Genomic DNA, 14,614 nt, shown 5'->3' on the forward strand with positions numbered 1-14,614 from the left:
CTATGCCACAATGCCCATCGTGTTCATATGATAACAGTGTAATGAGTACATTGTAGGAGGTTACAAACTATGGGAGGACATATTGGAGGTTTCCACGGTGGATTCGCTCTACTGGTTGTCTTGTTTATTTTATTAATTATTGTCGGTGCAGCTTGCTTCTGCTAACTGACATAAAGCGACTAGAACAATCTCTAGTCGCTTTATATTTATCCCCCACTGATGGAAGTTTCACTTTATGATACACTATATATGTACGTTGCTTAGAATAGGAGTGAAAAGCATGTATCATGAAGCATACATACAGTTTTTAATTCATTTTCATAGTGATTACGACTACTTTGAATGTCACGAAATTTTAGAAGAACATTGGAAAACAAAACCACGCGGAGAACGTGAGCAACATTGGGTAGGTCTCATTCAAATCGCTGTCGCTTTATATCATCATAGACGTTGTAATTGGAATGGCGCTCAGCGAATGATGAAGAGTGCGCTCTCCATTTTACAAAATGAAAAACAACACATAGAAGCGTTAGATTTAGACTATCCCAACCTATTATTGCTCCTTGAGGAACGACTGCACATCATTCAAAATCATAAGCCTTATACAGCACTATTTCTTCCTTTTTCTAATCCGAATCTAGAAAACATATGCATACAATTATGTAAAAACAAAGGACTTTCTTGGAAAGAGACTTCTTCTACTCCAAATGACGATATTATTCATAAACATTCTCGCCGCAATCGTGAAGATGTGATTGCTGAACGAAATGTGCAATTACAAAAAAGAAAGCAGAGATAACATTATCTCTGCTTTTATTCCGCCACTTCTGAACAGTAAAATCCCAACCTCAAAATTCAGAAAAAAGATAGGGTAGAGATAACTGTTGGCATGCACCCAATTGGTGAGAGCTTTCCCTCAGTGATGGATGAAAAAAATTCCCACTGAAGAAAGTTTCACTTTATTAATGCACATTATGTTCGACTTCTTTGCATTTCTCACAAAAGCCAGAAGTTTGTTCATTGCCGCATATTGTAACATTCGGCAGCATTGTTTGTAATTCTTGTACCATTTTTGTTCCAATTCCCACGTGACGATGCGAAGGGTTCACACTAATATGCTGAATTTCTAATACACCTTCATCTTGTTTTACCGTACCAATAATCCCAACAATAGCATCGTCCTCTTTCCATAAATAGAGCTGCCAATTATCATTTTTTTCATAATCCTTCATCGTTGCTTGTAAACGTTTTATATCTTTTTCCATTGGCATAAAAGAAAGAAGTCCCATTGCAATTTTTTCATAACTTTTTTTAAAACGAATTAACATGAAATTTATCCCTTCTTACAAAAGTTACAAATCATATATCCCCTCAACCAGCAATTTAAATCTTACATCATGTCTATTTTACAATATTTCTAATTAGCTGAGAAGGGTTGCCCAAAAACAACTTTATAATCATACAAAGAGGGAAAGAGGAAGTCAAATATAGATATTCTATTTATATTATGCTCATATCATAATATTGTCCGCATCTAGCTTAAATGGTACATCAAAACATAAATTCTCCTATACGTATCTTTTACCGCTCTTAACTTACACATTCCTTTTTTACAAAAAAAGAGAGAGCATTTTGCTCCCTCCTCACATTTTACTCTTCCCAAACTTTAACTTCTTTCATAACATCGCCTTGACGCATATTTAATACTGTCTCAATACCACTTGTTGCCTTTCCAAATACAGTATGAACACCATCTAGATGCGGCTGTGGCTCATGCACAACAAAGAACTGACTTCCTCCAGTATTTCTACCAGCATGCGCCATAGAAAGTGCGCCTACTGTATGTTTATGAGGGTTACCCTCAGTTTCACAAGGAATGGAGTAGCCAGGACCGCCTGCTCCTGTTCCTGTTGGATCGCCACCTTGGCTTACAAATCCAGGAATTACTCTGTGGAACGTAACCCCATTATAAAAGCCTTCGTTTGCTAGTTTTTTAAAGTTATCTACTGTTTTTGGTGCTTCTTCTGGGAAAAATTCTAGTTCGATTTTTTCACCGTTTTCCATTAATATGTATCCTAAAGTTTTCATGTATAATTAGCTCCTTTCAACAATCTCAGCCTTATATTACCACAATCACTGCAATAAACAAAAATATTATTGCGAAAACCTTTATAAAATCCGACAATCCTGCTGTTTCTTTAACAAATCAATCTGAAGACGGATGACAAATACAAAAAATATACTATAATTACTTTGTTGCCCGAAAATTCCAGAAAGAGAAAGGGAGCGATTTTTCGTGAAAACGAAACTATTAGCACTGCTATTAGCTGTCATGGTCTTTTTAATTCCAACAGCTTCATATGCAGACGTGATTGAGGGAGAGTCTATTGTTACATTAGGAGAAAATTTAACAGAACAGCAAAAACAACAACTTCTTGAAGAAATGAAAGCGCCAAAAGATGCGCAAATTATTACGGTATCAAATGCGGAAGAACATAAATATTTAGATGGGATTGTACCAAACGCACAAATCGGCACAAAAGCAATTTCTTCTTCTATGATTACGTATACTAAAAAAGGATCTGGTCTTGTTGTACAAGCACATAATATTAATTGGGTAACAGATGCAATGTATACAAACGCATTAATTACAGCAGGTGTAAAAGATGCGAATATCTACATTACAGCACCTTTTAAAGTATCAGGAACTGCAGCTTTAACAGGTTTAATGAAAGCTTACGAAACAACATCGAAAAAAGAAATTCCAGACGAAGTAAAAAAAGTGGCAAACGAAGAAATGGTTCAAACCGCAAAACTTGGTGACCAAATCGGGAATGATAAAGCTGTACAACTTGTTGCAAACGTTAAACAAGAAATAGCAAAAGAGCAGCCAAAAACAACAGAAGATTTACGTTCACTAATTAAAAAGGTTGCAGATCAACTTGGAATTACATTAACTGATGAACAACTCAATAGTTTAGTATCACTCTTTGAAAAAATGAAAAACTTAAATATTGATTGGAATCAAGTTAGTAACCAATTAAACAAAGCGAAAGATCATGTTTCTGCGTTTCTAGGTTCTGAACAAGGTCAAGGCTTTTTAGAAAAGCTAAAAGGTGTATTCTCCAGCTTTATTGACTTTATTAAATCACTATTTAACTAAAAAAAGCTCGTCATTGACGAGCTTTTTTTATGCTAACAATGGAAGTTTCATAATTGCTTCTTCTACAGAACGAACAACATGATTCGCTTTTTCTTTCACATATGGATGAGCATGATGCAACGTAAAAGAATGCGGCGTCACAGAAAACATTGAAACATCATTAAAGGAATCCCCAATGCACGCCACTTCATGTGCTTCTACTTGTAAGTGTTCCATTAAAAGTTGCAGCGCACTTCCTTTACTAATCCCAACTGGCATAATATCCACGTATCTCTTTCCCGAAATCACTACTTCTGCTTTGCCTCGAAACTTGTTTCGCAGCTCTTCATCTAACATTGTAACTTTTGCTTCTTCTCCATATACAAATAGTTTTGAGGGATGAATAGTTTGTCCAAACTCTTCCTCTAATGTCTCCACTTCTGCGATTTTCACTTGAATAGATTCTTCAAACATACGATGATGCTCATTTTTCTTTTTCGTATATCGATGCTCCTTCGCACATACAATATCCGCCATCTCTTTTTCATGTATATATTTATATATTTCCCGGGCAATTGCACCATTAAAAGTCGATTCGTGGAGCATTTCTCCTTCTTTCGTTAATAAGACCGCACCATTTAACCCTGTTGTATAATAAGGGAAAGCGAATTGCTTCACAGCATCATGAATACGATGAGTAAAACGGCCAGAAGCAAAACAAATATCCGTTCCTTTCTCTGCTAGCCAGCATAATGCTTTTTCATCCTCTCGATGAATCCGGTTCACATTATAAACGAGTGTATCATCTAAATCACTCACAAATAACTTAATCATGTAATCTCCCCTTCCATACAACATATGTACTTCTAGTGTACAAAAGAAATGTTATGTTTTTGTTAAAAACATATAAATTTATAATAAAAATGAGCAGAAGTTTCCTTCTGCTCATTTTTGTCGTCTTTTATCCTGTGGATGAACTATACTTGGACGCATTTTCAAACTAGGAATAGACGGCCGAATGAAAATTTTCATGAATGCTCCCAAATCAAATGGAAGGAATGGCCAAAGGTACGGTGTTTGCAAACTCTTAATCGATGCTAAAAATAAAATTAACACTGTCATTCCAACAACAAATCCTACATCTCGAAATACAGCTGTACATATAATTAAGAATAATTTACCAATTTTATTCCCTAATCCTAATTCATAGCTTGGCGTTGCAAATGTTCCGATCATAGAAATGGCAATATATAAAATAACTTCTGGTACAAATAGACCGACATCAATTGCTATTTGACCAATTAATATAGCTGAAATTAATCCGGCTGCTGATGACAGTGGTGTTGGTGTATGGATAGCTGACATTCGTAAAAATTCCAATCCTACTTCCGCTAAAATAATTTGCAAGAAAATCGGTAAATTTGTCGTTTTATTTGGTCCAATAAACGCAAGTTTTTCTGGCAATAAAGTAGGATCAAGTACAAACGTAAGCCAAAGTGGTAATAAAAACAGTGAAAATACTATTCCAATAAATCGAGTCCAACGTAAAAACGTTCCGACAGCTGGATTTTGCCGAAATTCCTCAGCATGCTGTACATGATGAAAATATGTTGTTGGTGTAATAATTACGCTAGGGGAAGTATCTGTCAATAGTAAAACATGTCCTTCTAGCAAATGGTTCGCAGCGACGTCTGGTCTTTCCGTATATCGAATAAGCGGAAAAGGATTGTACCCTTGTTTGACAAGAAACTCCTCAAGGGTTTTATCAGCCATTGTTATACCATCGATTTGAATATTTTCTAACTCTTGCTTTATTATTTTCACTAAGTCTGGATTCGCAATATCTTGCACATATGCGATACAAGTATCAGTTTTTGATCGGTCACCTACCCGTATCATCTCATATCGCAAGCGAGGATCACGAATACGCCGCCGAATAAGACCTGTATTCACAATAATATTTTCAACAAATCCATCGCGGGCCCCTCTAACAACTTTCTCTGTATCCGGCTCTGTCGGAGTTCGTCCTGGATAACTACGAACATCTATTACAAATGCTTCTGTTTCTCCCTCAACAAAAATAACGATTAAACCTGACAAAACTTGAAATATAACATCTTCCATCGTCTTTATTTTACTTACTTGCTGATGAATAAGACGATTCTCTAACAGCTTTACAGTATTGTCTTCATACCTTTGTATTTCATTCGTATCAACAACTTCATCCAAAATGTGTATAATGAAGTTCGAATCACTTAAACCGTTCACAAAAAAAACACCAATTTCTTTATCTAAAATTTGAAATTTACGAATTCCCACATCAAACGTAACACCAAGTCCAACTGTTTGTTTTAAATAATTTTCATTATCGCTTAAAAACGAAGAAATTGGTATGCTAGTCTTTTTTTTGTTGGTCATAAAAACCACTCCTTTCTAAAATTACTTGAATTGCTTTTTTTGTAATCGGTGATCCACGCTTGCAGTCATCATTTCCGCGCATTTTTCCAATATCCCCAATTCCAACAATAATGGGAACATGTAATTCATCTAAACAGTAAACGGTATCACCGTTAATCCTTCCTATTTCAACATCTGCTAACCCAAACTTATCAACACCATATTCAGTTAACCGTCCTTCTCGATCAATGCTTACATCAACGCGGGCCCATTCCCAATGATGTGTATTAGAGGCGACAGCTAACACGCCAAGCACATCAATTTGTTTATTTGTTGCTACATATTTTAGTGCCTTTTCTCCTGAACCTTCTCCAATATATCCACTATCGTCAAACATAACAAAAACTGGGTCATGTGGTGTTTGCATGATAAGCTCAACAATCTTTCTCCCTGTTAATTTCGTTGGATTACTTTGTGATGCCGAAATACATCGTCCCCCAAACTCCTTTGTCAGTAACTCGATTGTTCGCTGTGCATATTCATCTCCGTCTGTCACCAAAATAACCCGTCTTCTCATCTTGTTTATCCTTTCGGTTTAAAAATAAGTGCTGTTAAAAATGCAAATAAAATTGATGCTGAAATTCCAACAGATGTTAACTTAAACATTCCCATTCCAATCCCAAGATAACCATGCTTTTCTGCGGCTTCCATCGCACCATGCAATAAAGAATGACCAAAACTTGTAATAGGAACAGTCGCTCCTGCTCCTGCAAACTGAATCAACTTATCATAAATTCCAAATCCATCTAAAATAGCGCCAGCTACTACGAAGATTGCCATAACATGTGCAGGTGTTAATTTTGTAAAATCTAACAGTAGTTGTCCAATAACACAGATCGCCCCTCCAACTACAAACGCATATATAAATTCCACATATTACACCCCTTTTATTCTTTCAAATACGATACCGTGTGCAATCGTTGGAATCGTTTCTTTTTGTTGTATCATAATCGGATTTAACAAAGCACCTGTTGCTACAACAAAAATCCGTTGTAAATTTCCCTTTCTCATTTCTTTCATTAAATGTCCATATGTCACAACTGCAGAGCAGGCACAGCCACTCCCCCCTGCAAATACTTGCTGGTCATCTCTGTAAATCATTAAACCGCAATCATTATAGACATTACCTATGTCATAGCCTTCATCTAACAAAAGTTGCCGCGTAATTGGTGTTCCAACTGCAGATAAATCACCCGTCACAATTAAGTCATAATCTGCAGCACTTCTTTTTAAATCTTCAAAATGCTGTTGAATTGTATGGGCTGCAGCAGGCGCCATAGCAGATCCCATATCAAACGGATCTGTTATGCCTAAATCTTGAACTTTTCCAATGGTTGCTGATGTTACTTTAATTGAACTTCTTTCACGACTAATTAAAGCTGTACCAGCTCCTGTAACAGTGAATGTCGCTGTAGTTGGTTTTTGCCCTCCATACTCTGTTGGATAACGAAATTGCCTTTCAGCAGTGGCATTATGACTACTAACTGTTGCTAATACGCGATTTGCAAATCCACCATCAATAAATGCAGCACCAATAGCGAGTGTCTCCATAGAAGTTGAACATGCTCCAAACATTCCTAAAAATGGAATCGAAAGTTCTCTAGCAACATAATTTGCTGTAACCGTTTGATTTAATAAATCTCCAGCTAAAAAAAAATCGATATCAGATGCTTGCAGCTTTTCTTTTCGCAATACTTGTTGAATTGAATCTCTCATTAATCGTCTTTCTGCTAGCTCCCAACTCTCTTCTCCGCAATGCAAATCATCATATGTAATATCAAAACTTTCTCCAAGCGGCCCCTCCGCTTCTTCCGGTCCAACAGCCGTTCCTGTCGCATTCACATATACATCGTTTTGAAATACCCACGTTTGTTTCCCTGTTAATCTCATCTGCCTTCTCCTTTACTTACATAAAGTGAAACTTCCCTTAGTGATTTTCCCCACCTGTCCTCTTCGGTTTCTCTGAATCTTAAGGTGAGAAATTACTGCTATTAGGGTGAGATAAACAGCTTCCATGTATACCGAATGAGACCGACAACATACGCTCCAACAACACCAAATACAATTACACTTCCAGCAATCTTGAACATATTGGTGGCAATCCCAAGAACAACCCCTTCACTGCGGTGTTCCATTGCTGCACTCACCATTGAATTTGCAAATCCAGTAACCGGGATGGCTGATCCTGCCCCTGCAAATTGTCCAAGTTTATCATAAACACCAACCCCCGTTAAAATGGCTGACAATAGTATTAATGTTGTGATTACTGGATTTCCCGCATTTTTCTCCGTAAAATCAAAATAGTGTATATACATCTTCATCAAGGCTTCACCTAATGTACAAATAAGTCCTCCCACAACAAAGGCCTTGACGCAATTCATAACATAGTTAGGTTTTGGTTGATACTTTTTCACGTTATTTGTATAATCATCTTTCAATTTTCGCGGTGTCATTTACATACCTCCTATTTCACAAAATAAATCCAATGAAATAAAGAACCTACCACCTTACCAAGAACAAGTGCGATAAGAAGAATAACAATTTTTCCATCAACCCCAACACGTTTTGCCAATATCGGAAGTACATTCAGCACTTCTGTTAAGGCAGCGGCAAGCATTCCAATAAATGTGCCACACAACAATCCAAGGAGCAAAAGCCAATACGGTGAAGCCACCAATGTGATATCCCGTAAACTGCACCATACGCCGCTTAATGCGCCACTCACAACAGCCCATTCATAATATTGAACACGATGACCACTTTTCGTTAACTGAGCAAGCCTTGGAATCACGCCTAATACAGTTAAAAATGCAACGTATCCTCCTCCAACGGCAATTCCACCAGCAAATCCAATAAAGATTACCCCGATATATTCAATCATTTGGGATTTTCTTTATCATTTCTTTATTTTCGTTCATCATTACATATTGATCGAGAGATTGCTGGTATTGGAACATTTCAACTTCTAATGGACTCGGCTCCTCATTAATGCGCTTTTGAAAAACATGATTAAAAAAAAGAATCATTCCAAGCCCAAGTCCTAACGAATATGGGATTTGAAATAAAAGTGGCTTTTTGTTGTTTTCTCCTGTAATCATGTAATACAAGCGTTGATGTACTTGCTGCATACTAACATCTTCATGAAAATAAATAATAGCAAGGGCAGCTCCCACAAATAGTAATAGCCAAACCATTCCAAAGAAAAAGGGATTTACTCGTTTTTTCTCATATACGATTTCAACAATAGTTTGTGCTGAACCAAGCAAATTAACTTGTAAATTGCTAGAATACTGTTGAATGCGCTGAATAACTTTCATCACATCAATTACCACATGCGTTTTATCTTTCTTTGTAATTTTGTATACAGCCTGTCGTTTTATTTCGTCGACAATATGTGAATCTCCAACTACTTGTGCAACATCACCAACTGTAATCTCATAAGCAGGCGACACTTGAAGACGACTTCTCATCTTTACATATATCGTTTGCTCCACTCCAATCACCTCTTAACTATTCCTCGTAGTTGTAGTATGGATATTGGAAAATTTTCTAATACAACTTTTTTGAAATAAAAAAAACGAATAGACTATTCGCCTATTCGTTCCTTCATTTGCTTTAATATTTTCTTTTCTAGTCGTGACACTTGTACTTGAGAAATCCCTAAACGATCCGCTACTTCTGATTGCGTTTGGTCTTTATAATATCGCAAATATACAATCAGTCGTTCACGTTCATCTAATTCACGAATCGCTTCTTTTAAAGCAATCTTATCAAACCACTTCGTTTCAGAACGATCCGCAATTTGATCTAAAATGGTAATAGGGTCACCATCATTTTCATACACCGTTTCATGTATAGATGACGGTGTCCGACTTGCTTCTTGCGCCATTACAACTTCTTCTGGCGTTAATTCTAATGCCTCAGCTATCTCGGTAACTGTCGGTGCACGGCCATACTCTTTTGATAATTCATCTTTCATTTTGCGAATCTTATTTCCAGTTTCCTTTAAAGAACGACTTACCTTCACTGTCCCATCATCACGTAAAAAACGTTGAATTTCTCCAATGATCATTGGGACTGCATATGTCGAAAACTTTACATCAAAAGATAAATCAAATTTGTCGACAGATTTTAACAAACCAATACAACCAATTTGAAACAAGTCTTCCGGTTCATAACCGCGATTTAAAAAACGTTGTACAACCGACCAAACAAGTCTCATATTATTTTGTACAATTAAATCTCTCGCTCCTTGATCACCATCTTGACTTCTTTTAATTAATTCTTTTAACTCGTGATCCTTTAACTGGCCTTTTCCTTTTTCACTTTTGACCTCTATGTCCATAGGCAATTCTCCTTAATTGCATAGAGCGTTACTTTTTGATAGATACTTCGTCAAATGGATCGTTGTCCCGAAAGATTCATTAGAAATAACCTCTACTTCGTCCATAAAATTTTCCATAATGGTAAATCCCATTCCGGAACGCTCTAATTCGGGTTTTGTTGTGAAAAGGGGTTGCCTTGCTTCATCTAAATCTAGGATTCCAATCCCTTCATCACGAATCGTTAACTTTACCATGTCATCTTCCAAAATAACTGTAATATACACAATGCCATTTGCATGCCCTTCATACCCATGAATAATGGCATTCGTTACCGCTTCAGACACAACTGTTTTCACTTCAGTTAACTCTTCCATCGTTGGATCAAGCTGCGCAATAAAAGCCGCAACTGTAACCCGAGCAAACGATTCATTTTGACTTAATGCTGAAAATTGAAGGTTCATTTCATTTCTCATCTACGCCACCCCCAATGTCGCGAGCGCATGTGCTTCATTTTCTTCTAAACGAATAATTTTAAATAGCCCTGACATCTCAAACAAGCGTTTTACAGCAGGAGAAATTGCACATACAACCATTTCGCCGCCTAAGCTTTTGACATGTTTATATCTTCCTAACACAACACCAAGACCAGAACTATCCATAAATGCTAATTGCTCTAAGTTTAAAATAATATGATGAACATGATGCGTCTCAATCATATCAGTGACTTTCGCTCGCAACTCTTCGGCAGTATGATGATCCAGTTCGCCTGCTAAACGAACACATAAGACGTCACGCTTTACTTCTAAATGAATGGAAAGACTCACTTTATTTCCTCCTTACATTCAAAATTCGCGTATACACGCAAAACATATAAGAAGTTTTTCTCTAAAATAAATGCAGAATCCTTCCACCTGACAAAAGAAGTATTATTTCGTCATAAAATGAACCTTTTAGCGGTATCTCTTACCATTAAGATAACAACAGACTCAACAACAAAAGAGAAAGCGGCAACAAAATTGCCGCTATTTCGATGTCGAAAACATCCCAAAACTTCGTTTAAATAACTCCCACCAGCTCGCTGCTGCGACATCCTCTTTCGCAACAATTGTCTGTTTAAGTAAAACTTGATTATCTTTTTTTATGACAAGTGTACCTAAAGCATCTCCTTTTTTAATTGGAGCTTTCACTTTTTCCTCAGTAACTACTTCTTTTTTGATATTTTTCATCGTTTCTCCCTTTTTCATTAGTAGAGAAACATTGTCAGATGCAACTAAGTCGACAGTTTCTTTTTTTCCTTTTCCAACTTTTACTGTCTGAATTTTTTCGCCTCTTGTATACATTTTTTTCGTCATATATTGACTAAATGCATAATCAAGAAGCTTCGTTACTTCCGCATTCCGTTCTTTTGATGTCGGAGACCCCATAATAACAGAAATGACACGCATGCCATTTCGTTCTGCAGATGCTGTTAAGCAATATTTTGCCTCTGTTGTAAAGCCTGTTTTCACGCCATCAACACCTGGATAGAAACGAACAAGCTTGTTTGTATTGACAAGCCAAAATTTCTTATCCGTATCTTCTCGTAAATAATCTTCATATTTACCTGTATATTTACGAATTAACGGGTATTTCATTAATTCCTTTGCCATAACTGCCATATCATATGCTGTTGAATAATGGTTCTTGGCTGGAAGGCCCGTTGGATTCTGAAAATGAGTATTTTTAAGTCCTAAATCTTTTGCTTTTTTATTCATCATGTCTACAAATCCTTCTTCTGACCCAGCAATATGTTCAGCAACTGCAACTGATGCATCATTTCCAGATGCAATTGCAATACCTTTTAGCATTTCATTCACTGTCATTTCTTCACCAGGCTCAAGGAAAATTTGCGATCCGCCCATAGAAGCTGCATGTTCACTCGTTCTCACTTTATCTTGCAATTTTAGTTTTCCTTTTTCAATTTGCTCCATAATGAGTAGCATGGTCATAATTTTTGTCATACTAGCAGGCGGCAACTTTTCATTTGGGCTTTTTTCAAATAAAACTTTTCCCGTATCCTGTTCAATAACAATCGCTGACGATGCTTGTTCCGCTAGTTTTGGTTTTGTTTCTGCTTCTGCTTCTTTTTTCTCAGACTGCGCAAAACCAATTGGAACAGCGGAAAGCACTAACATGAAACAAACAAGTATTCCAATCAATCGCTTCATGACTAACCCTCCATTCTATATCACACCTATCTTTTCCAAATGAAGGGTTTTTATACCATCTTTTTCTAAAAATAGAATTGACAAACAAAAGTGTATTATATATTGTATTAAGTGTATTATACCTAATAGTACACTTAAAATTTCATCAGGAAGGAGACATTGCTCTTGCACATTCAACTTGATCCAAGAAGCAACACTCCGATATGGGAACAAATTGTTCACAACGTAAAGGAACTAGTTTTAAAAGCGATACTCGCACCAAACGATAAACTCCCTTCTGTTCGGGAACTTGCCTCTTCACTCGTAATTAATCCAAATACAGTAAGTAAAGCGTATCAAGAATTAGAGCGACAAGGAATTATTGAAACACTGCGCGGCAAAGGAACATTTGTATCCCAATCGATTATCCCAACACAAGATGAAAGGAAAATTGCTATGGTGGAAAAACAATTTCATCAGCTATTACTAGAAGCTTCTTATCTCGGTATTTCAAAAGAAAAAATTCATGATTGGATTGATTCATACTATAAAGAATTAGGAGGAAATACTCATGCTGAAGGTGACGAACGTAAAGAAAACAATTGATAACCAAACAATATTAGAAGATATTTCATTTACTTTAAAAAAAGGAAGCATCGTCGGATTACTCGGAAGAAACGGAGCTGGAAAAACAACATTATTACGCACACTCGTTGGAATCTTAAATCCAGATGAAGGAACGGTTACATATAACGAGATTGACGTGCACAAACATCCTGAAGTAAAACAAACGGTCGTATATGTTCCAGACTCTACAAATGTACTTAGCGGATATACAGTAAAAGAAATCGTAAAATTTTATAAAGCAGTCTATCAAAATTTCAATGCAGACTATTTTTATAAGCTACTAGAGCGCTTTAACTTACCAGAGAAACGAATTCGCAGTTACTCCCGCGGAATGAAAGCATTGCTAGCGATGATCCTAGCTTTTTCTACTGGCGTAGAATACATTATTTTAGATGAACCAACAAATGGACTAGATCCAATCGTGAAAAGACAAATCCTTCAATTTTTAATTGAAGAAGTAGCAGAGCGCGAAATCACAGTTCTCATTTCTACGCATCATCTAGATGAAGTGGAAAAAATCGCAGACACAGTCATCATTTTAAAAGATCATACAATCGCATCAATCACAGCTTTAGAAGATACAAAATTGCGCTATGCAAAAATTCAAGTAGCTTACGAGCGCTCCCTACCACAAAAGCTGATGAATTTATGTAATGTGAAAGTATTAAACCAAACAGGAAAAGTATATACCGTCTTAATCGAAGGCAATGTAGCTGCTACGTTAGAAAAATTTCATAAAGAGCAGCCACTCTTATTAGAAGAGTTGCCAATGTCACTTGAGGATGTATTTGTTACGGCTTTTGAGGAGGGGTCACATGTTTCATAGGGCGTTATGGATGCGAAACTGGAAGCAAGGGAAATATATTATATTACTATTTTTCTTTAGTTGTCTCTACTTTTTTCCATATAAATATTATCAAGCAGCACAACAACAACTCGATTTTTATCATAAACTTCACACAGAAGGAAAATTTTATTATGAATATACTTTTTTTGCCTCTAATAGTTTTTGGATAGCCTTTATTGCAATTATTTTAGGATGTATCTTAATAGGATGGGAACGTAGAAATCAATCTGAGGATATGCTTATGGCAATGCCGTTTAAGCGACGTGATATTTTCTTATCAAAATGGCTCTTTGGATTTGTTCACATTGTAGGTTCTTTTTTTATAAGTTGGATACTTATGTATCTCGTTTATAAGTCAACAATTCACTTTGAATATCAATCATTTTATCCATTTCACCGATACTTTCTCTATGCAATTATTTCGTATGTTGCAATCTATACAGCTACCTTATGTATTGGAACATTTACAGGGAGCGTTATTTCACAAAGTATCTTTAGCATTACTTTTTTAGTTATGGGGTGTGGCGTATTTTCACTAGGACTCTCTTTTCTAATTACTCATTGGAACGCAGTAGACAATGAAAATCATTGGAAAACATCTGAATCACTTTATGAATTCAATGAAAAAACAAGTATTTCAGCTCCTATAAACAAGTTTACTATCGGTTACAATTATGATCCAAAAAATCGTCGTACCGATGATACTAAAAATACTCTAAAAGGTCCTGCATTTCACCAATATTATTCTGCCAAAGCAATGCTGGTTCCTGTCTTTTATACAATTTGTTGCTTACTACTTGGCACATTTCTTTTTACACGGACACGAAATGAAAATCATATGAAAATCTTTCTTTTTCAAAAACACCGCTTGCTATGGATATCGGGGACTACACTTTACTTTGCTTTAATAGGTGGGCGGTTTTCAAATCCTTTTGGCTTATTATTGAATTACTACGTCGGTTTCTTTTTAGTTGGGAGCATCACCTATTTCATACTATCTCGTGCTAGCAAATATAAAATTTTTTAAAGG

At 36.3% G+C, this 14,614-nt stretch carries 20 protein-coding genes; 6 read left to right on the top strand and 14 right to left on the bottom strand.

What is annotated here, in order from left to right:
- Nucleotides 1-69 precede the first annotated feature (69 nt).
- Together WAX78_RS06450 and WAX78_RS06455 are read left to right on the top strand one after the other, a co-directional pair.
- Nucleotides 70-165 carry a YjcZ family sporulation protein gene (locus WAX78_RS06450; protein WP_336481478.1) on the top strand — a complete coding sequence of 32 codons (96 nt, stop codon included), beginning with the start codon at nt 70-72 and terminating at the stop codon, nt 163-165.
- A 115-nt stretch (nt 166-280) separates the two neighbouring features.
- Nucleotides 281-799 carry a DUF309 domain-containing protein gene (locus WAX78_RS06455; protein ID WP_336481479.1) on the top strand — a complete coding sequence of 173 codons (519 nt, stop codon included), beginning with the start codon at nt 281-283 and terminating at the stop codon, nt 797-799.
- A gap of 163 nt (nt 800-962) precedes the next feature.
- Here the strand turns inward: WAX78_RS06455 and WAX78_RS06460 are convergent, their stop codons facing one another.
- Nucleotides 963-1,328 carry a GNAT family N-acetyltransferase gene (locus WAX78_RS06460; RefSeq protein ID WP_336481480.1) on the bottom strand — a complete coding sequence of 122 codons (366 nt, stop codon included), beginning with the start codon at nt 1,326-1,328 and terminating at the stop codon, nt 963-965.
- Between the two features lie 322 nt (nt 1,329-1,650).
- Nucleotides 1,651-2,088, bottom strand: a complete 438-nt coding sequence (locus tag WAX78_RS06465) for a peptidylprolyl isomerase (RefSeq protein WP_336481481.1) — start codon at nt 2,086-2,088, stop codon at nt 1,651-1,653.
- Nucleotides 2,089-2,296: 208 nt separating this feature from the next.
- Here WAX78_RS06465 and WAX78_RS06470 point away from each other — a divergent pair, with 208 nt between their 5' ends.
- The gene (locus WAX78_RS06470; protein ID WP_336481482.1) at nt 2,297-3,163 is read left to right on the top strand and encodes a DUF1002 domain-containing protein; all 867 of its coding nucleotides are present in this window, start codon (nt 2,297-2,299) and stop codon (nt 3,161-3,163) included.
- 27 nt (nt 3,164-3,190) lie between these two features.
- On the opposite strand, the gene WAX78_RS06475 is transcribed toward WAX78_RS06470, so the two are convergent.
- The 12 genes from WAX78_RS06475 to WAX78_RS06530 all read right to left on the bottom strand — a co-directional run bounded on the left by WAX78_RS06475 (nt 3,191) and on the right by WAX78_RS06530 (nt 12,131).
- Complete coding sequence (locus WAX78_RS06475) at nt 3,191-3,997, bottom strand: Cof-type HAD-IIB family hydrolase (RefSeq protein WP_413789179.1); 807 nt, start codon at nt 3,995-3,997, stop codon at nt 3,191-3,193.
- A 90-nt stretch (nt 3,998-4,087) separates the two neighbouring features.
- Entirely contained in the window at nt 4,088-5,560 is a 1,473-nt protein-coding gene (locus tag WAX78_RS06480) for a spore germination protein (protein WP_336481484.1), read from the bottom strand.
- Nucleotides 5,538-6,116 (bottom strand): stage V sporulation protein SpoVABEA, encoded by a 579-nt coding sequence (spoVAEA, locus tag WAX78_RS06485; RefSeq protein ID WP_336481485.1) that lies wholly within the window; start codon nt 6,114-6,116, stop codon nt 5,538-5,540. The genes WAX78_RS06480 and spoVAEA overlap by 23 nt, the downstream gene beginning before the upstream one ends.
- Nucleotides 6,117-6,121: 5 nt before the next feature.
- Entirely contained in the window at nt 6,122-6,472 is a 351-nt protein-coding gene (gene spoVAE, locus WAX78_RS06490; protein WP_336481486.1) for a stage V sporulation protein AE, read from the bottom strand.
- Nucleotides 6,473-6,475: 3 nt separating this feature from the next.
- The gene (gene spoVAD / locus WAX78_RS06495) at nt 6,476-7,489 is read right to left on the bottom strand and encodes a stage V sporulation protein AD (RefSeq protein ID WP_336481487.1); all 1,014 of its coding nucleotides are present in this window, start codon (nt 7,487-7,489) and stop codon (nt 6,476-6,478) included.
- 101 nt (nt 7,490-7,590) lie between these two features.
- Nucleotides 7,591-8,052, bottom strand: coding sequence for a stage V sporulation protein AC (gene spoVAC, locus WAX78_RS06500; protein WP_336481488.1), 462 nt, complete (start codon nt 8,050-8,052; stop codon nt 7,591-7,593).
- Nucleotides 8,053-8,063: 11 nt separating this feature from the next.
- Nucleotides 8,064-8,480 carry a stage V sporulation protein AB gene (locus WAX78_RS06505; RefSeq protein WP_336481489.1) on the bottom strand — a complete coding sequence of 139 codons (417 nt, stop codon included), beginning with the start codon at nt 8,478-8,480 and terminating at the stop codon, nt 8,064-8,066.
- Nucleotides 8,473-9,093, bottom strand: a complete 621-nt coding sequence (locus tag WAX78_RS06510) for a stage V sporulation protein AA (protein WP_336481490.1) — start codon at nt 9,091-9,093, stop codon at nt 8,473-8,475. Before WAX78_RS06510 ends, WAX78_RS06505 begins: the two co-directional genes overlap by 8 nt.
- A 92-nt stretch (nt 9,094-9,185) precedes the next feature.
- Nucleotides 9,186-9,944, bottom strand: coding sequence for an RNA polymerase sporulation sigma factor SigF (gene sigF, locus WAX78_RS06515; RefSeq protein WP_336481491.1), 759 nt, complete (start codon nt 9,942-9,944; stop codon nt 9,186-9,188).
- 12 nt (nt 9,945-9,956) lie between these two features.
- Nucleotides 9,957-10,397 carry an anti-sigma F factor gene (spoIIAB, locus tag WAX78_RS06520; protein WP_336481492.1) on the bottom strand — a complete coding sequence of 147 codons (441 nt, stop codon included), beginning with the start codon at nt 10,395-10,397 and terminating at the stop codon, nt 9,957-9,959.
- A complete protein-coding gene (gene spoIIAA / locus WAX78_RS06525) occupies nt 10,398-10,748 on the bottom strand; it encodes an anti-sigma F factor antagonist (RefSeq protein WP_098914605.1) in 351 nt (116 codons plus the stop codon).
- Nucleotides 10,749-10,946: 198 nt separating this feature from the next.
- Nucleotides 10,947-12,131: a D-alanyl-D-alanine carboxypeptidase family protein gene (locus WAX78_RS06530; protein WP_336481493.1), complete on the bottom strand. Its 1,185-nt coding sequence runs from the start codon at nt 12,129-12,131 to the stop codon at nt 10,947-10,949.
- Between the two features lie 165 nt (nt 12,132-12,296).
- Between WAX78_RS06530 and WAX78_RS06535 the strand changes: the two genes are divergently transcribed.
- The 3 genes from WAX78_RS06535 to WAX78_RS06545 are packed head-to-tail and all read left to right on the top strand — an operon-like array spanning nt 12,297 to nt 14,611.
- Nucleotides 12,297-12,716: a GntR family transcriptional regulator gene (locus WAX78_RS06535; RefSeq protein WP_336481494.1), complete on the top strand. Its 420-nt coding sequence runs from the start codon at nt 12,297-12,299 to the stop codon at nt 12,714-12,716.
- On the top strand, nt 12,682-13,563 hold the full coding sequence (locus tag WAX78_RS06540; protein WP_336481495.1) for an ABC transporter ATP-binding protein: 882 nt from the start codon (nt 12,682-12,684) through the stop codon (nt 13,561-13,563). Before WAX78_RS06535 ends, WAX78_RS06540 begins: the two co-directional genes overlap by 35 nt.
- The gene (locus WAX78_RS06545; protein ID WP_336481496.1) at nt 13,553-14,611 is read left to right on the top strand and encodes an ABC transporter permease; all 1,059 of its coding nucleotides are present in this window, start codon (nt 13,553-13,555) and stop codon (nt 14,609-14,611) included. The genes WAX78_RS06540 and WAX78_RS06545 overlap by 11 nt, the downstream gene beginning before the upstream one ends.
- Nucleotides 14,612-14,614 lie beyond the last annotated feature (3 nt).

The sequence above is a fragment of the Bacillus yunxiaonensis genome (assembly GCF_037104695.1).
GTDB classification, from domain to species: domain Bacteria; phylum Bacillota; class Bacilli; order Bacillales; family Bacillaceae_G; genus Bacillus_A; species Bacillus_A yunxiaonensis.